Below are 26264 nucleotides of genomic sequence, written 5' to 3' on the forward strand. Positions count from 1 at the left end.
AACAATTTGTTTAATCTTTTTCAGAATCAACTAACCAAACTGGCTTATTGTTTCCGTTTGTCTTTCGACATTTGGGTGTATCTTCCGTTATCTCTAACTTCCGATACGGTTTGTTCTTTATAAGAACCGAAAATCTTTTCGTGTTCATCTAAGTCAATGACTTGTGAACACTGGAATTTTCAAGGTTGTTTCACTGTTCAGTTTTCAATGTTCCATGTTAGGTTCGAGAACTTGTCTCTTACTAACATTCTTGCCGACCGCTTTCGATTTGTTTCATTCGTTTGCGACAGCTTATCTAGTTTATCATGTTGCTGTTTGTTTGTCAAGCATTTTTTTAAGAAATATATTCATTTCTCGTTTTTTCAGTAAATGTTTCCTTATCTTTCTTAGACTTGAACCATGATACTAATACATCGAAATATGCTCTCACAAACAACTTTTTAAATTATACAACATGTACTCTGATATGTCAACAAGTTTTTTGTTTTTTTCGAAATGTTTATACTATTCAAACATTTCGTAATCAACTTGTATTACTATAACAGCTTTTATTATAAATGTAAAGTATATTTTCACTATATAATCATGTTATATTATTCCATTGTATTCATTGCTCAGATTTATTAAACATAGTATCTCTTTATATTTCAATATGATTCTAAAATGATACTAGCTCTGTTAAAGTTGTTTATCATCTAATTCAGATATATATTCCTATAATGACATAATATCTAACTCCATAGACATTATATCATTATAAGAATATATTACCTCACAGATATTATAACTTTATAAAGCACATTACCTCATAGTCATTATATTATTTTAAAATTATATTACCTCACAGTCATTATATCATTTTAAGAATATATTACTTCACAGACTTTATATCATTATAAGAATATATTACTTTACAGACTTTATATCGAAATAAGAGTATATAAGATTACAAGTATTATTTCATTATAAAAACATCTAGCTTCACAGCTATTATCTAATACAGGCAAATTAAACAGGCACAAACATAATTCTTCTCATGTTCGTGCCTGTCTAGCCATTATTTAAGCGCTCATATATTCAGCAATATTTAAGATATGATCTCCAATTCTTTCAAAATCAGTGATCATTTCAGAATAGATTACACTAATATCACCCTTTGATTCATTCTTACGCAATCGACATAATTGATTTTCTCTATAAATAACAGCCATTTCATCAATTCGTTCTTCCGCTTTCTGTACTTCATGAAATTTTTCTTCTATAATATGTGTTTCAAATAAATTAACATTATTTAATCCTGCTAATGTAACTCTCTTCATATCTTTTACTTCCATAATAACGGTTTCATCAAGCATCGAGTTTTTCTCTTGAAGTAGTTGTGAATAGCCGGAAATATTTACAGCATGATCACTTATTCTTTCTATATTACTAATTATACTAAAATACATACTAATTTCCGTACCATCTTTTTCTGACATTTCCATTGACATAATGCTAGAAATGTATTTTGAAATTTCAGCATTAAGGAAATCGATGTACTCTTCATTCATATTAATCTTATCTATTGCTTTTTCATCATAATGTAAAACTTGTTCAAATGAAAGATCAACGTTCTCTACCGCCAACTTATACATTCTGTTTACTTCATTATGAATCTGTGAAACTGCAACGCTAACACTACCTAATTTGTGGTTAACTACTGTAGCTGGCGAAATAAATTGTAAACTCATCTCATCTTGTGTTTCATCTTCTCGTTCCGGAAGAATCTTCTTAGCAATAGCCTCAAGTTTTGTCCCCACTGGTAAAAGAAGTAATGTTGTTACGATATTAAATATTGTATGCACATTTGCAATCTGTGCTGCAGAATTATTTGGTGTCAAACTTACGACCCAATCCGTAAATGGTACCAACATACAGATCGTAGTAAATACTACTGTTCCTATAATATTAAACATTAAGTGAATAATTGTTGTTCGTTTTGCATTACGTGTCGTCCCAATAGATGCTAAAACTGCTGTAATACAGGTTCCAATATTTTGTCCAAATAATACATAGACAGAATTATGCAAAGAAATTGCTCCACTCATAGATAGTGCTTGTAATATTCCAACAGATGCAGAGGATGACTGAATAATTGCAGTAAATATTGCTCCAATTGCAATTCCTAGAAAAGGATTTGATAGATTTGTTACAGCATCCATAAATATTTGAGAGTCACGTAAGCCGCTCATGCTACCACTCATCATCTCCATACCAATAAACAATACCCCTAGACCACTTACTATGTATCCAATATGATATAGTTTCTTAGACTTAACAAACACAATAAATACGATACCTAAAAACGCAAAAACTGGTGCAATCACACCAACATCCAATGCAATTAATTGTCCCGTTATGGTAGTACCAATATTTGCACCCATAATAACCCATATTGCTTGTCTTAATGTCATCAATCTTGAATTAACAAATCCAACAACCATAACTGTTGTAGCAGACGATGATTGAATAACTGCTGTGATTGCTGCTCCAACGATTACTCCTGTGATTCGATTGGAGGTTAATTTCTCAAGAATCTTCTTCATTTTATTACCGGCAGCTTTCTCTAGTCCGTCACTCATCATTTTCATTCCTAACAAAAATAATGCCAAACCACCTAGCAACGATAACACCTGTGTACTATTCATCTTAATATCCATTCCCTTTCATAAGTCTGGCGACTTTGCATAAAGCACAAATCGCCGTGTGTAAGGTTCCTCACACACACCAGTACTCTTCCTTTTTTGTTAAGCAGTCATATCTTTTGTAGAGTAAAAACATAAACTGCCATTATTATTATACATCAGGTTTTCTATTCTTTATGCTAATATTCCGTTAAGAAAATTCTTCATCAATTCTTCATGTATTCTTTTAATTCAACCTCTTTGTAGACTTAAAGAAATCAACTGTTTAGAGGCAAATTCATTTCATTTAAAAAACTGCAAAGAAAAAAATGTACTTCGTACACTTTCACGTTAATAACAATTTCAAAATACACTTTGTTCTTCGCACAAGCACAGTCACCTTCAGCTAACATCTACCTAATGTGCGAGTGTGCTTCTCTCGGAGGTTTTTTTAATAGGAACGTCGGAAGACTTTCCTATTACAAAAAAAACTATCATCTCAGCATAACTGCGAAATGATAGTCTCTTTATTATTCTTCGTCAACAGTATCAGTTTCTAATATTGCAATTTCATACTTTTCAAGAATGATCTTTTGAATACGATCTCTTGTTTCTGAATTAATCGGATGTGCAATATCTCTGTATTCTCCATCACCTGCTCTGCGACTAGGCATTGCGATAAACAGTCCTTTCTCACCTTCTATAACTTTGATGTCATGTACGACAAACTCGTTATCCAATGTGATTGATACAACTGCTTTCATTTTGCCTTCTTTACTTACTTTTCTTACTCGAACGTCTGTAATCTGCATTTGAGTAAACCCCCTTTGGTTTGAACTTAAGTCAATTTTTAGGTCATATTCTCGCTATATTTATGAAGAGAATCTTAAAGATTCTCTCTGCGACATAATTATAAATTGCTATAATACATATCGTTCATTTTTCTCAATGACAATCTTAATATCTCCATTTTCACCAACATGTCTTGTATTCGAACGAATGGTATCTCGACTCTCAACGATACAGTTTTCAATGTAAGTATTGTCCCCAATATGAACATCATTCAAAATAATTGAGTTCTTAATAACACAATTATTTCCTATATACACCTTCTTAAATAGAACAGAATTTTCTACAACACCATTAATAATACAACCACTAGAGACTAAGCTGTTTGCAACATATGCACCTTTATTGTATTTGGCTGGTGGCAGATCATCAATTTTACTATATACACCTGGATACTCCTTAAAGAAATAGTCTCTGATCTCTTTGTTAAGGAAGTCCATATTTGTCTTATAATAAGACTCTACTGTCGCAATATTGCTCCAGTAACTTTCCAAATTATACGCATAGATTTTCTTCAAGTTTTTGTATCGGATTAGTATATCCTTTACAAAATCATGACGTTCCTCTAATGCTGATTTTTCAATCAATTCAATTAATTGTCGTCTTCTAATTACATAAACCCCTGCTGATACGGTATTTTCCGTAGTTACAATTGGTTTTTCTTCAAATTCCTCAATTCTACCGTCTTCGTTAGTCTTAATAACTCCAAATCGACTGGCATCTTCGTTTTCATCGAGTTTTTTGCAAACAACTGTTATGTCTGCTTTCTTAGCAATATGATATTCTAAGACTTTATTATAATCTAACTTATAAACTCCATCACCAGAAGCAATGATGACATATGGCTCATGGCTATTCTTTAAGAAGCTTAAGTTCTGATACATCGCATCTGCCGTTCCACGGAACCAGAAACTATTATCAACTGTAATTGTTGGATTGAATACGAACAATCCTCCTTGTTTTCTACCAAAATCCCACCATTTAGAGGAATTCAAGTGTTCATTCAATGATTTAGCATTATATTGTGTAAATACTGCTACTTTTTGTATATGGGAATTTGACATATTACTCAAAGCAAAATCAATGCTTCGATATCCACCTGCAACAGGCATTGCTGCTATTGCACGCTTGTTTGACAATTCCTTCATTCTGTTACTATTACCACCCGCTAATACAATTCCTATTGCTCTCATTATAGATCACCTGCCTTAATTAAAGTCTCTCCACTTGGTAAATAACCATCCGGATAATCCTCTGGTACCGTTGCTCCTGAAATAGCGGTATTCTTACCAACTTTAACATTGTCAGGTATATACGAATTCTCACCGATTGTCACTAAACCAAAAGCATAGATATTAGGTTCTACAACATTAGGTACTTCATCACCAATACCAAGTTCAACATTATTTCCAATATCAACATTCTCGGCAATGATTGCTTTGTTAATCTTGCAATTATTCTCTATTCGGGAGGAGGTCATAATGATTGAATCTCTTACTACGGTACCTTCTCCTATATAAACGCCAGAACCAATGACAGAATTATAAACCTCTCCATATATTTCTGCACCTTCTCCAATAATTGCCTTGTCAACCTTTGCTTGGCTTGCAATGTATTGTGGTGGAATAATCTCACTCTTTGTATAGATCTTCCAGAATTCCTCATACAGATTGAATTCAGGTATTAAATCAATTAATTCCATATTCGCTTCCCAATAGGCGCCCAAAGTACCTACATCTTTCCAATATCCGTTATACTCATATGCAAAGATGCGGTTTCCATTCTCATGACAGTATGGAATAATATGTTTACCAAAGTCACAGCCCTTTTGGTCTGATAATTGAATCAATGCATTCTTTAGAATCTTCCAACTAAATATGTAGATTCCCATAGAAGCTAAATTACTTCTTGGCACTTTTGGTTTCTCTTGAAAGTCTTTAATTTGCCCATGTTCATCAGTGATTACTACTCCAAATCGGCTTGCTTCTTCCATTGGCACTGGAATTGTTGCGATTGTTACATCTGCATTATTTGACTTGTGATACTCTAACATTACTTCATAATCCATTTTGTAAATATGATCTCCGCCAAGGATTAATACATATTCCGGATTATAATACTCCATATATTCAAGGTTTTGATATATTGCATTCGCAGTTCCCGTATACCATTCACTACTATTACTCTTTTCATAAGGAGGTAAAATGGATACACCACCAATATTCCTATCTAAATCCCATGGAATTCCTATCCCAATATGTGTATTAAGACGTAGAGGTTGATATTGTGTTAGTACACCAACGGTATCAACTCCAGAATTAATACAATTACTTAGCGGGAAATCAATAATACGATATTTCCCTCCAAACGCAACAGCAGGCTTCGCAACTTTTGATGTTAATACTCCCAGTCTTGAACCTTGTCCCCCAGCAAGTAACATTGCTATCATTTCTTTTCTAATCACGTAATCACCTCTTGTTGTTTTATAATTATAATTATACCATGAATTCTTTTAAATGTGAACAAATTTTTCCATATAAAATTTATTTTTTTGTAACTAATCTACTAACCCATTTTTTTCACTACTCCAATTCATTGTAATATTTGCCTTCTCCTTAGCATATTTTCATAATTTTTCCGAGCCATTCCATATCATGGTATAATGAATAAAGATAAAATATGTATAGATATATTTACCATACCTCATTTTCTATTTGTTTTTTTCATAGAAATGGTTATAATAACAATATATTATCATATACTAATTTAGAATAGGAAGTGTCGTTCCATGTATAAAATTAATTTTAACGAACCAATCCACATTCATTTTATAGGCATTGGTGGAATCAGTATGAGTGGTTTTGCTGAACTGTTACATACAGCAGGTTTTACTATCAGTGGTTCCGATTCAAAAAAGAGCAAAATAACAGAGCACCTAGAAGCAAAAGGCATTACTATATTATATGGTCAAAAAGCTTCAAATATTACTCCTGATATAGATTTAGTTGTATATACCGCTGCAATTCACGAAGATAATCCGGAAATGCAGGCTGTATTACAACATAACATTCCTCGAATGGACCGTGCAGAAATGGTTGGTCAGGTTATGTTAAACTATCAGAATGCGATTGCTATTTCAGGTACTCACGGCAAAACAACTACTACATCTATGCTTTCCCAAATCTTTCTGGAAGGCAACCTCGACCCAACAATTTCTGTTGGCGGTATACTCAAAGCAATCCACGGAAATATCCGAATCGGTAATTCAGAGAACTTCCTTATTGAAGCTTGCGAATACACCAATAGTTTTCTAAAATTCAATCCAAAATATAGTATTATCCTGAACATTGAAGAAGATCATCTTGACTTTTTCAAAGATATTAATGATATCCGACATTCTTTCCATTTATTTGCTAAGAGACTTCCTGATGATGGTGTATTATTCATTAATGGAGAAATCGAAAATTATGAAGAGATTACCAAAGATCTTGCCTGCAAAGTTGTAACCTATGGTATTGATAATGGAAATCCAACTGCATATACGTATAGTGCAACGAACATTACGTTTAATGAAGATGGCTATGGCGAATATGATTTACTTCATAATGGTTCATTCGTAGACCATATCACATTAGGGGTTGTAGGAATTCACAATGTATCAAACTCCTTACCTGTTATTGGTTTATCTATTGAACAAAATATTCCTATGGAAGCCATTAAGAAAGGACTTACCATCTTTCATGGTACAGAAAGACGATTTGAATACAAGGGTGAAGTTGCTGGCATTACTATCATTGATGATTATGCCCATCATCCAACAGAAATCAAGGCAACACTTGAAGCAGCAAAACGTTATCCACATAAATCTACTTGGTGTGTTTTCCAACCACACACCTATACACGTACAAAAGCTTTCTTAAAAGAGTTTGCAGAAGCACTTACTTTAGCTGATAAAATTGTTTTAACAGATATCTATGCAGCACGTGAAGTCAACACAGGAGAGATTTCTGCCCGCGATCTGCAAGCTGAGCTCCAAAAACTTGGTAAGGAAGTTTACTATTTCCCTGCTTTTGATGAAATTGAAAACTTTTTATTACAAAATTGTACTAACGGTGATTTGTTGATAACTATGGGTGCTGGAGACGTTGTTTCTATTGGAGAATCCCTATTAGGTAAATAGTTATCCACATAATCCACAATCTTATCAACAATTTTTTTCGGATAAGATTGTGGATTATTTTTTTATTTTTTTCTTGCAGGGGTATCCTGTTTCTCGGTACCTGTCCTATTTTCTTTTTTCACCGCCATATGTTATCCACAATATCCACAATTTCTATCCACATTCCAAAAACATTCCCATCCAAAATCCCCTATTTGCATTATGACCTGATTATGCTATAATGTTAAAACATTGGGTAACAAAGCAAGAAACCGCACGTAAATCGCAAGTTAGCAGAAAGGATATGTCCGTATGAAACCTATTACGTTACATACTAATCATATGAATGATGTAACAATAATCTCAAATATCTTTATCGATGAATATATGCCAAAAGCAAACGGCTCGTTTGTAAAGGTATATCTTTATCTTCTTCGTCTCTTATCAAGTGCTGATAAGATTGTTTCTGTTGCTGTTATTGCAGATTGTCTGGAAGTTACAGAAAAAGATATCATTCGTGCTCTAAATTATTGGGACAAGACAGGGGTTCTTTCCTTAGAGAAAGATCGAAAAGATACGATTATTGGTATTACCTTAAACGATCTGGCTTTGCTAGATCAAACTGCACTTGATGAAATTGCTGCTTCTTCTGATGAAGACGTAACAAGCGTGAATGAATCAGATGTAGAAATAGGTTCTACTTTGTTAGCAGAGAACGATTCAAAAACTGCAACTTTTGAAAAGCCTACGTATTCTCCTTCACAAATCGAAGCATTAACAAAGAGCGATGAGATCAAATGGCTTATGAATATTATTGAAATTTATCTAGAACGGTTACTAAAGCCAACGGATATTCAACTCATTCTCTTCTTATATGAGAACGTCGGCTTTTCTGTAGAATTAATCATGTATCTATATGAATACTGTGTTTCAAAGAACAAGAAGAATTCTTCCTATATTGAAGCGGTTGCTTTACGATGGGCAGAAGAAGGAATTGATACAGTAGAAAAAGCAGAAGCTACTGCTATTGCCTACAATGCGAACTTTAATGCCGTATCCAAAGCTTTTGGATTAAATCGTATGCCTGGTGCAATCGAACAAAAGTACATCACCAAATGGATTCGTACTTATGCATTTAGTATCGATATTATTGTTGAAGCTTGTAACCGGACAATCTTGTCTACTAAAAAACCAGATTTTAAATACGCAGATAAAATCTTAGAAAGTTGGTCTAAGAAAGGAGTTCATCACTTGAGTGATATCGAAAAACTTGACTTAGAACATGCCAAGAATACAGCTACCCCTAAGACAAGTTCAATGCCAAAACAACCAACGAACAAATTCAACGCATTTCCTCAGAGGACATACACAGCTACGGATTATTCCTCTCTTGAACAACGTTTATTGAATAAGCAATAAAAAGGAGGGAATCTATGCAACTAAAGAATTTTCAATATAACAAGATCATAAGGGAGTATGATAAACGTCAATTAGATAATCGGCATCAATTAGAAGAACGAATCAAAGAAATCTACAATCTTTTTCCTGAGATGAAAGAAATTGATGACCAGATTGTATCAAATTCCATACAAAGTGCTAAACTATCTTTAATGGGAGATGACCAAGCGCTAACAACACTAGCAGACCGTAACATGGATTTATCCATGAGAAAAATTGAGATTCTAACGGAAAACGGATATTCTTCCACGTATCTGACACCTTCCTTTCAATGCAAGGACTGCAAGGATACTGGATATATTGGAAAAGAAAAATGTCATTGTTTTAAGCAGGCCATCGTCGACTTGCTCTATTCACAATCGAATATAAAAGGTATTATGCAACAAGAGAATTTTTCATCGTTTCGTTACGATTTCTATCCGGATTCTTATGTAGAAGAAACAACTGGTTTGACTCCCCTCGCAAATATTCGTAAAGTGGTAGCCAGTTGTATGGAGTATATTGATTCCTTTGATACGACGTACGCAAACTTGCTTCTATATGGAAATGCAGGTGTAGGGAAGACCTTCCTTGCAAATTGTATTGCGAAAGAACTATTAGACCGTTCCCACACCGTGATTTATCTCACTGCATTTCAATTATTTGATATATTAGAAAAGAATAAGTTCAATAAAGATCAAGAAAAAGAAGAAGCAAACGAACAATTTGCCTATATTCTTGATTGTGATCTGTTGATTATTGATGACCTTGGTACAGAATTAAATAATAGCTTTGTTACATCGCAATTATATCTTTGTATCAATGAACGCCACCTCCGTAAAAACTCTACGATTATCTCAACCAATCTATCCTGGGATAATCTTAATACAAACTATAGCGAACGTATCTTTTCTCGAATTGCTAGTAATTACAAATTACTTAAAATTGTTGGAGATGATATACGAATCAAGAAAGCATTTTCCAACTAATTTTTACTGTTACGCCTTGACTTGCGTGTAACATAATGGTATAAATTTAATGGACATTTTATGACACGTGTATACAACCGTTTACATTTTATGGAGGACGAAGTAATGCCACAACAAGAAAAATTATTTGAAACAATACCTGTAGGAACATTGGGAATTATCGCTTTAGAAAGCAGTCAGTCTTTAGGTCAAAAAGTAAATGACTACATTGTAAAGTGGAGAAAGGAACGAGAAAGCGAACACAAAACAACAATCGCTTTTGCTGGATATCAAAGAGATTCCTACTTGATCAACGCTTCTTGCCCACGTTTTGGATCAGGTGAAGCCAAAGGATCCATCAACGAATCTGTACGTGGTACAGACCTTTACTTATTAGTTGATGTATGTAATCATAGTCTTACTTATACGATGAGTGGACATGAGAATCACATGTCACCAGATGATCATTACCAGGATCTTAAACGTATTATAGCAGCCGTTGGTGGTAAGGCTCGTCGAATTACCGTTATCATGCCATTCTTATATGAAGGAAGACAACATAAACGTAGTTCAAGAGAATCCCTAGACTGTGCACTTGCACTTCAGGAATTAACAAATATGGGTGTAGAAAGTATCATTACATTTGATGCACATGACCCTCGTGTTCAAAATTCAATTCCACTAAAGAGTTTTGAAACAATCAAACCTACGTACCAGTTCATCAAAGCTTTATTAAAGAATGTTCCTGACTTAAAGGTAAATGCAAAAGATATGATGATCATCAGCCCTGATGAAGGTGCAATGGGACGTGCCGTTTACTTTGCCAATGTATTAGGTGTAGATATGGGTATGTTCTATAAACGTCGCGACTATACAACAATCGTGAATGGTCGTAATCCAATTGTGGCACATGAATTCCTAGGAACTGATGTAGAAGGAAAAGATGTCGTAATCATTGATGACATGATCTCATCAGGAGAAAGTATGCTTGATGTAGCTGCCGAGTTAAAGAGAAGAAAAGCCGGAAGAATCTTTGTTGCTGCTACATTCGGATTATTTACAAATGGATTCGATAAGTTCGATGAAGCTTACGAACAAGGATTGATCTACCGTGTAATCACAACAAACTTAGTTTATCAGCCAGCTGAATTATTAACAAAAGAATACTATATCAGCGCGGATATGAGTAAATATATTGCTTTATTGATTGATACTCTTAATCATGATGCATCAATCAGCGAATTACTAAGTCCAACAGAACGTATTCAAAGTATAATAAACAAATACAAAAAATAAGTATTCCATAAAAGTAAAAAAGAAGGTTGCTGTTGCAACCTTCTTTTTTACTTTTATATATTGAAAACACACGGCTCACAGTTATCTAGTCTTTTACGGCACTTGTCCCCCATTCTCTGTATTACCAGTATCCTCTTCCGGTTCATCAACCGGATTATCACCATCGTCTGGTACCAATCCATCGTCTTCCTCATCCGGTAATGGTTCTTCTCCACCATCATCTACGACTCCGTCATCTTCCTCTGGAATATCCGTATTACCAGAATCATCTTCTGGTGTAGTATCCTGCTCTCCGCCGTGAATTACATCTGAATCATCTGGCGTCTGGTGTTGAGTATCTGTCTCTTCCTCTTCAACCATACCACCTTGATCATCTATAATCTCATCCTCTACCTCTGAATTATCAATCTGGGCTTCCCCTTCTTCTTTCTTTGGTGATGTATCCTTGTATGCAGGGAACGTTGCTTTCTCTAATCCTTCGTGTATCTGCGTCATATAATCATACCAGATCTGCCCCGGATATGTGGAACCCATTAATCCATCTAATTTCTTTGGCATATCATATCCTACCCATACACTTGTTGTATAATATGGGGTATATCCAACAAACCAACCATCTTTCTTCTCATTGGTTGTTCCCGTTTTTCCTGCTGTATCCATGTTCGGAATACTAAGGCCTTTTCCTGTACCATACTTCACAACGCCAGTAAGAATATTCGTCATCATTCGAGCTGCATTTTTATCATATACCTGATAATCACTTCGCTCTCCACTAATGATTACCGCACCTTCCGCATCGGTAATCTTCACAATACAGGTTGGTTCACGGTAGATTCCATCATTCTCAATCGTTGCATATGCAGATGCCATCTCTACAGCACTAACACCGTTGGTAAATCCACCAAGTGATGCTGCTGGATAGTAATCATTTTTATCGATCTTAGCAAAATTCATACGTTTCAGATAACGTAACCCTACTTTCGGTGTAATCTCTTCAAACAATTTCCATGCAATTGTATTCTTAGATTGTTCCACCGCCTTTCGTAAAGTTATCTTACCGGAATATACTCCATTGGAATTACTTGGTCCATCTTTAAACTTCTCATCTACCACCGTTTCTTCTGGATAATGTCCATTCTCTAATATAGGTGTATATACGATTAATGGCTTGATGGAACTTCCTGGTTGTCGGTAACTTTGAAATGCACGATTTAGTGTATAACCATTACTCTTTTGCTTTCTACCACCAACAATCGCTGTAACATAACCGGTCTGGTTATCAATACATACTGCCGAACCTTGTAACTTATAAACACCGTCTTCTGTTACCTCGGTGAATTTTTCAAGTGCTTCATCAACAGAATTCTGCAGCAACTTCTGTTGATCCATATTAATTGATGTATAGATTCGATACCCCTCTCTATATAAGGATTGCTGGCAATCGCTATACATATTGTTGTAACGCTCATTGTAATCCTCTTCATCTTCTTCTGATTCAAACTCATAACGGAATACAAAGCCATTTGCCTGCATAATCGCACGTGTTGCACAATAATTCACATATGTCTCAACATAATCTTTCTTCTTGATTTTCTTAAGTTTTAATGTAATCTCTTGATCATACGCTTCCTGATACTCTTCTTGTGATATCTTCCCATCTTCCCACATCTGTTTAATAATCTTATTACGACGAGAAATGGTGTTATCATAATTATCAATCGGATCAAATACCGTTGGATTGTTAGGAATTGCACATAAGAAAGCAATCTCTGATAATGTCAGATCTTTTACTTCTTTGCTAAAATAACCTTCACTTGCTGCTTGAATTCCATAATAACCGTTGGCAAAATAGATATTATTAATATAGAACTCAAGAATCTGCCATTTTTCATACTTTTTCTCTAATTCTGTTGCTATAAATATCTCCTCAATCTTACGATCCCAACTTACTGTATGTGTCAAGAATATATTACGACTTAGCTGCTGTGTTATGGTACTCGCACCTTGCTTAATCTTGCCTCGATTCTTAATAAGTACTAATACTGCACGTAGATTTGCCTTTAAGTCAACCCCTTTATGTTTTAAGAAGTTTTTGTCCTCAATGGTGATAAATGCATCGATTACCTCCTGTGGTATATCCTGATAGTCCAGATAATACACATCTTTTTCCCCTTTTAATTCCGATATGACATCACCTTCGACATCATATACCAAACTCGTTTCGCTGGCTCGGAATGTATCTAGGGTAGACTCACTTACAAACTTTTTCGCTTCTGCCTGCATACGAAGAATCTTCTTTCCGTACTTGTTATAGAAAAGAAGTATCAGGACTAGTGCTACGATTAACATAACAAGAAACATGATCTTCAGACCTAATTTTAAGTGATACCGTACCGGGTGTTGTTTCTTAAAGCGAATAGCTTTTTCCCGCTTCAGCTGTTTCTTTGATTTCTGTGGTTTCTTAGCGTTGGATTGATTACTTTGTCCATTGCCAGTATTACTTCCTGCGGAAGTTCGACTTTCCGAAGCTGCTCTCATGTTTGATGAAGGATTTGTGGTTCTGCTATTGGTTGTTCGATTAGTCGTCCCACTTGTTGTCCTTCCCGTGGTTCTACCTGTGGTTGATCTACTTGTTGTTGACTTTCCTGTGGTTGACATATAAGATCTTCCACTACCTGATTGTTGTCTAGTTCTTTGAACACTAGAGTTCATACTTCCCCTATTTCTGTTACTATCATTATTCATAATAATACCATATCGATCGTAATTCCTACGATACTGCCTCATAATGATTTTGAAGCATATTCCTTTCTCTCTTAATCTCTATTCCTCTTCTATTGTTGCTTTCTTTCATTAATCTTGCTTTTGCTTTCACATACCTATATATGCTCTTAACTCAATTTCTATTGAAAAACAAGCATATAAACAAGCATTGTTAATGGACTTCTTATCCCTAATATTCGCTATACTTCAATATAGGTATATGGAATCTGGCAGCGTTCTAGAATCTCATGTTCTCTGTTATGACAAGTAAACAACAGAATCTGCCTCTGGGATTCCTTAGCAAGTCTCTGAAGAGTTTCCTCCAGACGCCCCTCGTCATAGTAGACAAATGCATCATCTAATATGATTGGCATCTGTTTATCCTTGAGTAAAAGATCCGCAGCGACCATTCGTATTGCTAGATATAATTGTTCCAGTGTACCTGTACTCACATACTCCATTGGTACATAATCACTGCCTTTCACAATCTTCATATTCAGCTTTTCATCCACCCGTACATCATAACAGCTTCCGCCTGTAAATGCTGTTGCTGTTTCCGATATGATCTGGTTAAGTCTTTCACCGAAATCATCATGTATGCGTGCTGACAATTCTTGAATGGTTTGTATACTGATTTCTAGTGCCTTTAATTGTTTCTCTTCTTTATCACGTTTTTCCAACAGTTCATCCCGTAATGCTCTTTTTTTTCCATAGTCCGCAACATTTTCTTCTAATTTAGCAAATTCCCATCTCAGTTTTTCTTCCTTCACATGCAAGGTTTCCTTCTGCTGTCTAATTTCTCTCTCCTGTATCTGCTTCATGGAAATTCGCTGTTTTTGTTGATCGACCTGTTTGGCTATGCCTTGGATCTCTCCTCGTAGATTTTCCATACTATTCACATCTACCATTTCCATAGCCATCACTTTGTTTCCATATTGAAGAATTTCCTGATCCAACTGTTGGATACGACCTTGAAGTCTCTTTCTTGTTGTTTCATACTCTAAAAGTAACTGCTGTTTTTTTTGTTCAGACTGCTGCTTCTGTTCGTATTGTTGTTTCTGAGGGGGCATTGGTGTATGCGGCGAAATCTCCTGCCCTTTTATAAATCCCGCGTCGTTCTTTTTTCTATTTCCTATTCTGGACCATATTTGTATTAGAATAATGCCAATGACCATCAATATCGCACCTGCATATGCTACGGTATCTTCCACTAAATCAAGTGGAATCAGTATACAAAGAGCGAAACTAAGAACTGCTAGAATAACACTTGTAATCATCGTCTTCTTATTGACGGTCCGTTTTTCTTGCTTCTCCATGATCGGTGGACTGTTATCCATCATCTCTGTATCATCCAACAACTTGATCTGTTGTTCAATCTGGTTCTGATAGGACTGACAATCCATTCGATTATTGTATTTTTCCATAATCAGATCATAATCCTTAACAAACGACTCTAGTACTTGTATTTTCTTAAGATAGTTAGGTTCAATCTTACATTCTACTAAACTCTTATCCAGTTCCTTCTCTTTTTGATCTAAGCTTATAATCTGTCGTTCCAATTCTTTTAGCATAAAATCCGTAGACTGAATCTGCTGCAACTCCAATTGCAATTCTTTCAATTGTTGATTCGTTTGTCTAGATTCAATCTCTTTTCTTTTGCCTTGCAATTCTTGGATCGCTTGATTTACATTCACTTCGCTGTTTTGTGTGGTGGACATATTCGTGATGTAATTATTCACGCGATAGGCTAATTCTTTGCCTGTAGCTGCCTGCTGCTGTCCCATTAATACGGTATTTACATAATTACTTTCTGTTACCCCCTCAATAAAACAGCTTCCTCGTTGCTCTTTGTAAGGTATTTCCCTGCCTGTTTCCTTGTGAATAATCTGAAGGGATTTTTCTTCCTTATAAAAATTACGTTTGATCACATAGGTCTCACCATCTACTTCAACTTCCATTTCACCGTCATATAATGTCGGTGTGTCCCATGGACGGTATTTCGTATAGGAATCAAAACTTGTTCTCCCTCGCTGCTTTTCGATTCCAAACAACATTCCTCGAATAAAGGTATGAATGGTACTCTTTCCTGCTTCATTATCTCCATATAAGAGATTGATGCCATTCTGAAGTTCCATCTTTTTGTCTTGGAATTTTCCAAAATGTTTTAATGTCAATGAGTTAATCATCATAATACGATTCACCTCTATTTCAGTTTCATCAAGGCCTTTACCCCTAGAAATAATGCTTGGTTTATAATATCATCTTCGTAATCCAACCCATTTACTTGATCGATAAACATCCCAATAATATTGTCCTGATTTTCTCTTTGTAAGGCCTCAAAATCATAATCTGGCACGGTTTGATCCGATACTTCTATGATTCTACCAAGGGATAAGATTTCCTCCTCCTCTAGTGTAATCTCTGGATCTCTTGCACCTTCCAAAACAATAAGATAGGTATGTTGTAAACCTTGGCTCCTCATACATTCCTTAATGGTATCTAGCCACTCTAGTTGGGTCATTGTTGGATTTCCTTCTATAGTAAGAAGCCTATATTGTCTCTGGCTAAATGGAACAAACCGAATGGAGGTCTGGTAACCGATTTCGCTTTCTGTTATCTCCCCCTCCACATAACCATGTTCTCCTATTTCTGTCTTATCCAATGGTTCTAGGGAACCTGCATAAGCCATCTGTCCCGTAATCTTTGCCGGTTTATGAATATGTCCTAGAGCAATATAATGATATCCTAGAGATTGCATTTTCCTAAAATCCATAGGAATATCCTTCTCATCTCCTCCATGCGCCAACAAGATTCGTATCTCCTGTTGGTTTTGCAATACAGATATATCATATTTGCTTTCTGTAATATCACGATTACAATAACTTAATCCATAGATTCTTGTATTCAATTCCTCTATATAAATATCAGTCAGTTGCTCCTGTTCAAACATATGTACACGAGCGTTCCAAGGAAAGTGCAGATAATTCGATGTATGACTTATGTAATCATGATTTCCTGCCATAAGTACAACATGGGTTTTCGTTAATCTTCCAAAAAGATAATTTACCTCTTTTAATTCACGCAACAATGGCTGTTTATGAAAGAGATCTCCTGCGATCAATAAGAGATCAATCTGCTCTTCCTCACACCGGTTGATTACATTCTCAAATGTTTTCCAAATTTCCTTGCCTCTTTCCTTACTCCAGTCTCTCCTAAGGTCTGGCTGCATTCCCAAATGCACATCTGCCAAGTGAATAAACCGCATTGTCTCACGCTCCTTACTCTTCCTTGCTATTCTCTACTTCTCCTTAATTATGCATTGCATTATACCATATTCCCAATCGTCTGGCAATGCAAACCGAACACCTGTTTCCTTAATATTCCCTTAATATTTTCTTAAGTCATTCCAGTATACGACCAACTTATGTCTTTTTTATGACGATTTTCTTTATGATTTGTCCGCTTTTCTATGAATAAATACCATTTTACAGCCCCAAAGTCGGTGGACTTTCCTAATAGAAAAGAATGCGGTTATCATAGAATTTCTTCTTTGATAACCGCATTCTTTTCTTTCCCGTTGTTGACCTTGTTTTTGTTCTAAACAAATATATGATATTTACGCTACACGTTGTTTAAAGATTACATTTTTATATTTATCCAATGCCATTAGTAACATTGTTCCTAAAATTCCACAAGAAATGATTTCTCCGATTCCTACGGTGAGCATCATTAATGGAATTGGTGTTGGAATTGCATATCCAATTCTAAGAACAAATGGTACAACCAGCGCATTCCCAATGATTGGTGGAAGTGCTACCAGATACTTGTTTTTTCTAAGTAAATAGGATATTGCCGCTGCTGCAAGTGTTGTCAAACTTCCAAGAATGATATCTAACAAACACGCTCCTCCAAGGATATTACCAAGGAAACACCCTACGAACAAACCTGGTATGGCTGCCGGTGTAAAAAATGGTAAGATCGTTAAGGCTTCTGCAATACGTACCTGAACATCCATAAAACCAAATGGTTGGAACAAGTACGTCAAAACGACATAAAGAGCAGCAATCATCGCTGCCTGAGTTAAAAATTGTACTTTTGATCTCTTCATATTCTATTCTCCTTTAGTTTTGTTTAACGAGTGGAAGGTCTCGAACACTCGATTGCATTTGCGAACCAATTAAGAATTGGCTCAACTTTATCACTATATCATAAAGTCCTTGATAAGGCAAGTGCTAGAACCCTTATTGCTTTTTCCATAGAATGAATCGATGTAAGCTTAATCCCGCACGATGCCATATAGCTTGTACGGATTTGTTTTTAGTTCTTTCTCATACAACTGGACCACATCCCAAACGTCAAAAAACATGACCTTACAGTCCCCAATCTTTCCATCGGTGATTATGCCTTTTTCATATGCCATTTTTTGAATCGTATACCAGGCTTTGATTGGTGGATGTCCTGTCTCGATAAACCATTTATCGGGTGGGTAGATTTGATTGACTTTTTCACTCGGTGCAAATATTGCACCGATATCTTCTGGCATATAACACTCCACATAATGCATTGCGGTTAATTTGTAGATATCAACTCCTAGTAACAATGCTTTTCCACCATGATGAAGGACATAATCAAGACCACCCTTCGCAGCCTCTACTGCATGTTTTCCCCAGCCTGAAGTTTGCATGATCCCCTCTCCCGTAATTGTTCCTTTTTCCATACGAAATGTATCTGCGATGACTCCCATTGCGCTTTTGGTCCGATTCTCAGGCAAAATCTCAATCTTACAGGTAATTCCTAGCTTTCGATCTGCCTCCGTAATTGGCAAGTCGGGACTTAACCGAAGCGCCGGCATAAATATACTTCCTTCTTCTCCAACACATTCTTTTAACGCCGCTATTACTGTTTGGGCTCCACCTTCAACATACCCGAAACTGCTTAAGCTACTGTGAACTTCTAATGCCATCCCCTCTGTGACACCGAGCTTTTTTAATTCTGTCACTATGTACTCTTTATTCATGATACGTTCCCCCTCTTCGATTTACTTATTTGTTAATTTGCTTTGTTATGAAAAGCGTAAACATCAAAACAATGCTTTTCTCCTTCTCTATTTTCCTTCTCGTTTCCTCGACTTCAGTAGTGTTTGATCCCCATTAAACTGTTATGCAAACAATACCCCAGTATCATTAAATTATATCACATAATATTTATTACAACATACGAAAGATCCCTATTTCAATATTTTTCGACATATTTTCATGGGTTTATTCTTCCTTCCTGTTTGTATAATCGTTTTCTCTTGTACCCATTGCTAATATACTTCTCTTTATACTTTTCCCATATCCCTTCCATATATAAAATTTCCTATCGAAACTTTACAATTGCCAAATCTTTTGATAAACTACAAACAACAAATCAATTATTTCAATCTTCCTGATCCTTTTGTTTGAAGAAAGTCAGGATTACTTACAAAGGAGGGAATTACAATGTTTACACTAAATAAAAATAGTCGTAACTCCATGCAATGTCTGCAAAACCATACGAATTTGTATGCGTAACAGATGGCGATCTTTACATGGAGGTTAAGCCTGTTATTATCTGATCCACATTCGGACGGACCAGACAATACAACTTTCGCCATTCGTACTTATCCTTACTCAACACATCCATTGTGATTTTGTTGAAAAGGAGCATTACAAACATTCTAACAAGTGGTTTTGCATACTTGCATCTGAACAAATGGTAACGAGAAACCGTCACATTTCAGTAAGGAGCAGGAGTTAGAATGAAGTATAAGAATGCAAAGGATATATTACCACCAGAATTAGTACAGGAGATTCAAAAATACTTAAAAGGAGAATTGCTGTATATTCCCAACGACGAAACCAAGCGCAAAAAATGGGGTGAATGTTCTGGTATACGAAAAGAATTATTACATAGAAACCAAGAAATCAAACGTCTCTACCTTGATGGACTTACATTTGATGAATTATCCGATCAATATGCACTTTCCGTAGAGACCGTCAAAAAAATTGTCTATACTACAAAGTTGGTTGCATAGACAATGACACGATCCACATATAAAACAAGTAAGGACGACAGCTAAGCTTTCTAATTAGCAGTCGTCCTTACTTGTTTTTTTATAATCATTTTACTCCTATTCTTCCTATCGTTCACGTTGTATACTATTCGTATACCTGCTACATACCAATATCTCTATTTCACTTGTTTTATTTAAAATACTAAGGTCAAACGTTCATTTCCGTTTGCATTCAATACTACAATAAAGGAGAATAAAACATATGATAACACAAGACACCTATCAAGCAATCATTGATCAACTCGATGATTTTACCTATACTTCCATGCGCTATACCCCTTACGAATATGTAGAAGACGCTTCTGTCTGTATTCATACAAAAGATCTTATCCTGATCAAAGGCTATAGCAAAGAACTTTCCATGACAGAGATTTATTTCTGTGTGAATGACATCCAGATTCTTCTTCATGCACTGGATGAGATAAAAGAACCTGTCTACCTCCAATTTGTTCCGAATGAACATACCACAGAATTCACTAGGCATGGTTTTACTCACTTTGCACATTTTCGAGAAATGTATGCCTACTCCTTTCCAGAAGGAACACCGATACAAATCTTATCCTTAGATGAAGCCAAAGATGCCGCTGCAATCACAAGAGATTGCCGTTTACAAAGCCGTGGCTTTCTTGGTGAAACCGACAGCTGGGCAATTAATTGGATGCAAGGCAAAGATCCCAATGCCGATTATTGTAAATACTGTGCCATCTTAGGTACAAAAGCCGGTAATACCCTCACTGGTATGGTAGCTGTTGCTCTTTATTCCTTTGATAAGCCAGAAGGTCCAACTCTTTGGGTTCGTGAAGTTTGTGTAAAACCAGAATATCAAGGTCAAGGCTATGGAAAGCAACTGCTCGCGCAAGCATTGGCTTATGGAGCGAAGTACCATGCGCATAAAGCCTTTTTAATGGCGGATGTCTTAAATAAGAACGCCATCTCCTTGTATGAGAAGAATGGATTTACTTTTCTTGATGATGATGGACAGATTGACATGATTCGCGAATCATAGGGTTTCCTGATCTAACAATAGTCTATGATACAGCTCATTGCCTAATTGGAGCTGTTCTTCATTCATCAGAATTAACTTACGGTAAAGAAATGGTTGCAGGCTATGCAATGTCTGCTGCCGCTGCTTTACCTGTTCTATATCTTTTAAAATTGCAATGATAAGTTTTGATCTTGCATGATAAAACTTAAGATTTGCTAGTAGGGGATCCAGTGACTTTTGCGTGGAGTCACACGTATAGGATTCAAAACATTTTCCCATCTGAAGATAGGTAGCGGGCACCACCTCATTTTCTATGGTCTCTTCTCTACGATAATGGACAAGGTTCATTCGTACTGTTCGAAATACTTCTCCAAAACCTTTTAAGGCAGAGACAATTTCCTTTATGTAAGTAGATATCTCTTCTTTTTCATAACTATGATCCACCACAATGGTCATCTCAAGTACGCCACCTGTATAATTTCCTGGTACATGTAACACCCGTTCTACTGCATTCTTTAACTGCATCTTCTGTACTGTTGATAATTTCATTCCATTCACCCTTTGTTCCCTATTTTCTATTCCATTCATCTCTGTATCTGATGTTAAAGACTCTATCCTGTTATTCATATGAATGAATACATATGTTTTATTGATTACAAAGATACCATTCGAAACCACATATATAAAACAGCTATCTTACAAATGTGTTCGTACGTGTTCTATCTAAGACCAAATCCATCTATAAACAATTCCATTGCTTACTATCTATAGTACAATCCGAATAGAAATGATGCAAGAGTCAAAAGTGAATATGACCTTTGACCCTTGCATCTTATTCTGTCAAGTAACTTCCTCTATTGGAATTTTAAATCTGTTTATTTGGTTCTATGGAAGCAATGCGCTCTAGGATCTGTTCTGTAATCTGATCAATTATTGTATAATCTGTTGCAGCAATATAATATTTCTCCAGATCATCATGAAGGTCTTTTGCCTTCTTCAAGTATGCAATTCCTTTCGCTACTGTATCACGATATCGTTTTTTGATATCCTTCAATTCCTCTTCATACTTCTCATCCGTACCTGGTGTGATAAGTTTCTCATACATATCAATAACCTCATCATTCTCACGATTTGGTTCATATTCATGTGGTGCCGTAGAATCAAATATACATACCTGCAAAGATGGTAACAAGATCATGTCCAAGCTATTCGGATCAAAACCACAATGATAGACTTCCACATCAAGTCCCAAACTTTGTGCTCTTCTCCATATCTTTTTTAGCATAGTGGATTTTCCAGAACCTGGTCTACCTTTAATCAAGTAACGCTTTTTACAAGTAGCAGTGATATTCTCCACATAATCCATTGCACCTTTTGGCGTGGAACCACCAAAGAAACGATGTCGTGTAACGCCTCCTGTCTCACTATTACACTCTCCAAGAATCTTCTTAACCACTTGCTCTGTCAGGATATTCGCCCCTTCCAGATCCATATTGGTTATATAGATTTTCTCCCATTCATCATGTATGGATAGGGCTTTGGCAAACTGGTCGTACGCTTTTGGATAGCAACTATGGATTTCATCTAATACTCGTTTGATTACCTCAACTTTTTCCTCTAACATACGGATATTCCATGCAGTTCCAAGGTTCACATATTCCTCTATTCCACCAGCTACTTTTGGTTCGATTACGTGTGGTGTTGTTCCATCTACGATTCCCACGCCTAGTGCACGTACAATAACTCCATCGAGTGAATCCGGGTCCGATGAACAATGAATATATTCCACATCATACCCTTTCTCTACATAGACTTCTCCTACACGTTTCATTAATGTTGATTTTCCAGTGCCTGGACCACCTTTTAAGATAAAGATTTTCTTAAGTCCTGCTAAATTGGAGTCAAACATATTCTGAAAGCCTTTTGCTGTATTTCCACATGCAAAATAATGTTTCTCAGCCATGATTTCTACTTACTCCTTTCAGGTAATTCCTACTCTTTATCTTATGATGTGTTTTCCATATCGTGCTTATTCACAAAAATTCCTACATTAGCCTATCTACTCATACTCGTTTTTTATAATAGATATGTAAGTAATTCCACTCTCTTCGGTTCTCATCGGGAGAGACCTTACTACTGACAATTTTCTTAAATGCTTTTTTCCCACGGCATTTCTTATAGATATGGACTTGATCATCCTCCTCCGTAAAAACTACCTGTTCCTTCTTATATATCTTCCCCTCATAGGAAAGATGGGTAGCACCTATTCCATTTTCCATCTTTGCAACCAACAAGTGGTTAATAATCCATAAGATACTTAACAAGCCATACACTATTAAAAAACAGTAGTAGTATCGCACATCCTTTTCTAAACCTGCATTCTGACTTTGATCAATTCTGAATTTAATCTGAAGTACGAATACAAGGAGTGCAAAAATCCCCAATAAAAATTCACCAAAATTATTCCAAGATCGATCTTGTTGCTGAAAAAATGATACATAATCCTCATAAAATTCTTTTCTTTTTCTAGTAAACCGAATTAATTTTATGAATTCCCATATTGCAAGCATAAGGAAGCCAAATAAAAACAAGTGGATGATCTGATTATCATTTAATTCCTGTAGTATATGCATATCTATTCCTCCCATAAGCAGTTATTACCTTGTTGCGATTACTAACAGTATATTACATTTCTTGTAAAATTGAAACTATTATCTTCTACAATACCGAAATAGTCCTACTCCCCTTATCAAAAAGAGTACAAAAAGAGCATTGTCTTACGATGAATTATTACTATTACGTCATAAAACAATGCTCTCTACGAAACAATTTCCATTATATTTTATTTCTGTTATTACATTTATTCTGCTATATACGTTGGTGCATTCTTTGGACTCTTTCCTTTGATCACCTTATGATAATAGGAATACGTCATTGGGTCTGCTGCTTCCATAAGATCTGCATCAACGATTTTTCCAAGGAATACGGTGTGACTACTGGTATCCATTTGATCAATAATCTCACAAGTCAAGTATCCACAGGAATCTTTTATAACTGGTAACATTCCCTTGATCTCATAGTCTACTTCATCGAATTTGTTTACGGTCTCACCGGATTGATAACCAAAGGTTCCGATAATCTTCGGATCTGTTTTTTCTGACACGATGGAGATTGCAAATCGGCCACTTTCTGTTAGACATTTATGTGTGTAATTATTGTGGTTGATACTAATTGCAATTGTTGCAGGATCCGATGTAATCTGCATTGCACTATTGGCAACACAGCCTGTTGGTCTTCCATTATCCCAAGTGGAGATAATATAGACTCCATAACTTAAATTAAATAATGCGCGGTTATTCATAGAATTCCTCCTTTTGTTTGTTTAAGATATTGTTTATATTAACCATCTTTTGTATTTTAAACCATACTTCATTATATATACTGCTTTAGGTGTCAAAAGCCCTTGCATTCTCCTTACGCTCTATTCTCCCAACTACTGATTGACTTGCCTGTGTCAAGTTGAATTGTTTGCTTATATACATAGTATTTTGACCATGTGCGAAATACAGAATTTTTGTTCAACATACATTTGGTTAGGAACATGGTGTTCTTACTTTTCCAACCTTCCGTTGGTATAAGTTCGATGTTTACTTCTTCTCCTTGCTTATGAACAGTATACGTTCCTGCAAAGTATCCCATGCTTTCATCCATCTTCATCTGAAAGGTACCTTGCTCCGTGCCCTCTTGCATTCGAAGGAGATCTGGAAAAGAGGGTTCTAATTCTACTCGGAACACATGTTGCGTTTCCTCAAACTCGACTGTTTGCAGATGATAGCTTCCTTGTAATTTCTCATACCGAGCAACCACGCCATCCTCTTGTATTGTTAGATGTTCGGTAAGTTCCCTTGGTTCCATCGACCATTCTCCTGTTCTTCCAAATTCAACAAGCTGACAGTCATCCGAATATCGTGTAAAATGTCGCATCTGACCATCTTTCGGTATTGGTACGGGAAATGGATCTGGCTTTCTCTCTTTTCCATCAATGGATATAAGCAACTCGGTATTCTTTTTTCGAACAAGATCAAACCCATACATAGCATATGCCGGAAAGATTACTGGTTTCTTAGACGATACACCAATTGGTGCAATCAAGTCAAATGCTCTACTTGGTTTTTTCCCATGTTCCCGTACCAAGACTTCGATTGGTCTTCCCAGATAATCTTCGATTCGAAAGGATACGCAGATTCCTTCTTTGGTCTTTTGAAAGCATGTATGTTCAAATGCTACTCTACGATAATTCGCAAGCCCTTTGTTACAAACTTCGAATTTTCCAACTTCTTTGATCTGTAAACATTCTTCATCATAGACATCCACATACCCATCCTTGCGATATGCAATCAGTCGATATCCCTTTCCTTCCTCTTGTGTTACAAGATATTGTAACTCCAATCCTGCATAAACCTCTTCTGGATCCTTTTCAAAGTTAAATAGAATTAATTTTCTAATTGGAACAACTTCCATACGAAATGGTTGCAACACTTTCATACGCTTCTCTCCCCTATTGCCAATCAATACTTCCTGTGCTTCTATGTACAAATACTTACAGGAGCGTCAACGTATATTGATGCTCCTGTATTATGAGTCCGTTTATCAGATGCTTTTGGTTCTCCCGTAGTATAGGAACAAATCACTCTTTCTATCCTAATACTACCTTACTTCCGTAAATTAGGCAAATGAAATAATTATAAAGAATTACCTTCTACTTCTGCGATACCAGGCAATCGAAAAAATAGAATTAATCAATGCAGTAATACTAAAGGTGATCAGCAACAGATTTGAGATGGTATTATTAATAAAATTCATTATCGGGTTTAATTGATCTAATATCCAAAATGTAATAAACATTGCTGCTAGGACAATAACAATATGCGGTAGAATTGCAGCAACGATGTTTCGGTGGTTCTTTGTATTATTCATAGGAAGCTCCTCATTTTGTATCAAAGTATGTGTATCCAATGGTTCTATCCTATTCCCTGTATTCATGTTA

23 protein-coding genes are annotated in these 26264 nt (G+C 35.8%); 6 read left to right on the plus strand and 17 right to left on the minus strand.

Features of this window, described 5'->3' with window-relative positions; genetic code table 11:
* Positions 1–10: 10 nt before the first annotated feature.
* From HBB17_RS03040 to HBB17_RS03060, 5 genes are all read right to left on the minus strand, one after another.
* Entirely contained in the window at positions 11–148 is a 138-nt protein-coding gene (locus HBB17_RS03040) for a hypothetical protein (RefSeq protein WP_167955289.1), read from the minus strand.
* 913 nt (positions 149–1061) lie between these two features.
* Positions 1062–2687, minus strand: a complete 1626-nt coding sequence (locus HBB17_RS03045; protein ID WP_167955720.1) for a Na/Pi cotransporter family protein — start codon at positions 2685–2687, stop codon at positions 1062–1064.
* Between the two features lie 506 nt (positions 2688–3193).
* The gene (spoVG, locus tag HBB17_RS03050) at positions 3194–3475 is read right to left on the minus strand and encodes a septation regulator SpoVG (protein ID WP_167955643.1); all 282 of its coding nucleotides are present in this window, start codon (positions 3473–3475) and stop codon (positions 3194–3196) included.
* 108 nt (positions 3476–3583) lie between these two features.
* Positions 3584–4705 carry a glucose-1-phosphate adenylyltransferase subunit GlgD gene (gene glgD / locus HBB17_RS03055; RefSeq protein WP_167955644.1) on the minus strand — a complete coding sequence of 374 codons (1122 nt, stop codon included), beginning with the start codon at positions 4703–4705 and terminating at the stop codon, positions 3584–3586.
* Positions 4705–5976, minus strand: a complete 1272-nt coding sequence (locus HBB17_RS03060) for a glucose-1-phosphate adenylyltransferase (protein ID WP_167955645.1) — start codon at positions 5974–5976, stop codon at positions 4705–4707. Before HBB17_RS03060 ends, glgD begins: the two co-directional genes overlap by 1 nt.
* Positions 5977–6300: 324 nt before the next feature.
* On the opposite strand from HBB17_RS03060, the gene murC reads away from it, so the two are divergent.
* The 4 genes from murC to HBB17_RS03080 all read left to right on the plus strand — a co-directional run bounded on the left by murC (position 6301) and on the right by HBB17_RS03080 (position 11372).
* Positions 6301–7692 carry a UDP-N-acetylmuramate--L-alanine ligase gene (gene murC / locus HBB17_RS03065; RefSeq protein WP_167955646.1) on the plus strand — a complete coding sequence of 464 codons (1392 nt, stop codon included), beginning with the start codon at positions 6301–6303 and terminating at the stop codon, positions 7690–7692.
* 291 nt (positions 7693–7983) lie between these two features.
* Positions 7984–9090, plus strand: a complete 1107-nt coding sequence (locus tag HBB17_RS03070) for a DnaD domain protein (protein ID WP_167955647.1) — start codon at positions 7984–7986, stop codon at positions 9088–9090.
* Positions 9091–9104: 14 nt separating this feature from the next.
* Positions 9105–10097, plus strand: a complete 993-nt coding sequence (locus HBB17_RS03075; protein WP_167955649.1) for an ATP-binding protein — start codon at positions 9105–9107, stop codon at positions 10095–10097.
* Between the two features lie 105 nt (positions 10098–10202).
* Positions 10203–11372: a ribose-phosphate pyrophosphokinase gene (locus tag HBB17_RS03080; protein WP_167955651.1), complete on the plus strand. Its 1170-nt coding sequence runs from the start codon at positions 10203–10205 to the stop codon at positions 11370–11372.
* 93 nt (positions 11373–11465) lie between these two features.
* On the opposite strand, the gene HBB17_RS03085 is transcribed toward HBB17_RS03080, so the two are convergent.
* The 6 genes from HBB17_RS03085 to HBB17_RS03110 form a co-directional block, all read right to left on the minus strand.
* Positions 11466–13910 (minus strand): PBP1A family penicillin-binding protein, encoded by a 2445-nt coding sequence (locus tag HBB17_RS03085; RefSeq protein WP_167955653.1) that lies wholly within the window; start codon positions 13908–13910, stop codon positions 11466–11468.
* Positions 13907–14074 (minus strand): hypothetical protein, encoded by a 168-nt coding sequence (locus tag HBB17_RS03090; protein WP_167955655.1) that lies wholly within the window; start codon positions 14072–14074, stop codon positions 13907–13909. The genes HBB17_RS03085 and HBB17_RS03090 overlap by 4 nt, the downstream gene beginning before the upstream one ends.
* A gap of 261 nt (positions 14075–14335) precedes the next feature.
* Positions 14336–16324, minus strand: a complete 1989-nt coding sequence (locus tag HBB17_RS03095; RefSeq protein WP_167955657.1) for an ATP-binding protein — start codon at positions 16322–16324, stop codon at positions 14336–14338.
* A gap of 14 nt (positions 16325–16338) precedes the next feature.
* Positions 16339–17400 carry a metallophosphoesterase family protein gene (locus tag HBB17_RS03100; protein ID WP_167955659.1) on the minus strand — a complete coding sequence of 354 codons (1062 nt, stop codon included), beginning with the start codon at positions 17398–17400 and terminating at the stop codon, positions 16339–16341.
* Positions 17401–17751: 351 nt separating this feature from the next.
* The gene (locus HBB17_RS03105; protein WP_167955661.1) at positions 17752–18243 is read right to left on the minus strand and encodes a QueT transporter family protein; all 492 of its coding nucleotides are present in this window, start codon (positions 18241–18243) and stop codon (positions 17752–17754) included.
* 168 nt (positions 18244–18411) lie between these two features.
* Positions 18412–19152 carry an AAC(3) family N-acetyltransferase gene (locus tag HBB17_RS03110; protein WP_167955663.1) on the minus strand — a complete coding sequence of 247 codons (741 nt, stop codon included), beginning with the start codon at positions 19150–19152 and terminating at the stop codon, positions 18412–18414.
* A gap of 765 nt (positions 19153–19917) precedes the next feature.
* Between HBB17_RS03110 and HBB17_RS03115 the strand changes: the two genes are divergently transcribed.
* Positions 19918–20193, plus strand: coding sequence for a CD3324 family protein (locus HBB17_RS03115; protein WP_167955665.1), 276 nt, complete (start codon positions 19918–19920; stop codon positions 20191–20193).
* A gap of 241 nt (positions 20194–20434) precedes the next feature.
* Complete coding sequence (locus tag HBB17_RS03120; RefSeq protein ID WP_167955667.1) at positions 20435–21238, plus strand: GNAT family N-acetyltransferase; 804 nt, start codon at positions 20435–20437, stop codon at positions 21236–21238.
* On the opposite strand, the gene HBB17_RS03125 is transcribed toward HBB17_RS03120, so the two are convergent.
* The 6 genes from HBB17_RS03125 to HBB17_RS03150 form a co-directional block, all read right to left on the minus strand.
* Complete coding sequence (locus tag HBB17_RS03125; protein WP_167955669.1) at positions 21233–21844, minus strand: hypothetical protein; 612 nt, start codon at positions 21842–21844, stop codon at positions 21233–21235. The two genes, HBB17_RS03120 and HBB17_RS03125, sit on opposite strands and share 6 nt — an antisense overlap.
* A 238-nt stretch (positions 21845–22082) precedes the next feature.
* Positions 22083–23180, minus strand: a complete 1098-nt coding sequence (locus HBB17_RS03130; RefSeq protein WP_167955671.1) for a PRK06851 family protein — start codon at positions 23178–23180, stop codon at positions 22083–22085.
* A 100-nt stretch (positions 23181–23280) separates the two neighbouring features.
* Positions 23281–23850: a hypothetical protein gene (locus HBB17_RS03135; protein ID WP_167955673.1), complete on the minus strand. Its 570-nt coding sequence runs from the start codon at positions 23848–23850 to the stop codon at positions 23281–23283.
* A gap of 227 nt (positions 23851–24077) precedes the next feature.
* On the minus strand, positions 24078–24578 hold the full coding sequence (locus HBB17_RS03140; protein WP_167955675.1) for a flavin reductase family protein: 501 nt from the start codon (positions 24576–24578) through the stop codon (positions 24078–24080).
* Positions 24579–24691: 113 nt separating this feature from the next.
* Entirely contained in the window at positions 24692–25762 is a 1071-nt protein-coding gene (locus HBB17_RS03145; protein WP_167955677.1) for a hypothetical protein, read from the minus strand.
* 207 nt (positions 25763–25969) lie between these two features.
* Positions 25970–26260, minus strand: coding sequence for a hypothetical protein (locus tag HBB17_RS03150; RefSeq protein WP_167955679.1), 291 nt, complete (start codon positions 26258–26260; stop codon positions 25970–25972).
* Between the last annotated feature and the right edge of the window lie 4 nt (positions 26261–26264).

It is taken from the genome of Anaerosporobacter faecicola (assembly GCF_012070565.1).
GTDB classification, from domain to species: Bacteria; Bacillota; Clostridia; order Lachnospirales; family Lachnospiraceae; genus Anaerosporobacter; species Anaerosporobacter faecicola.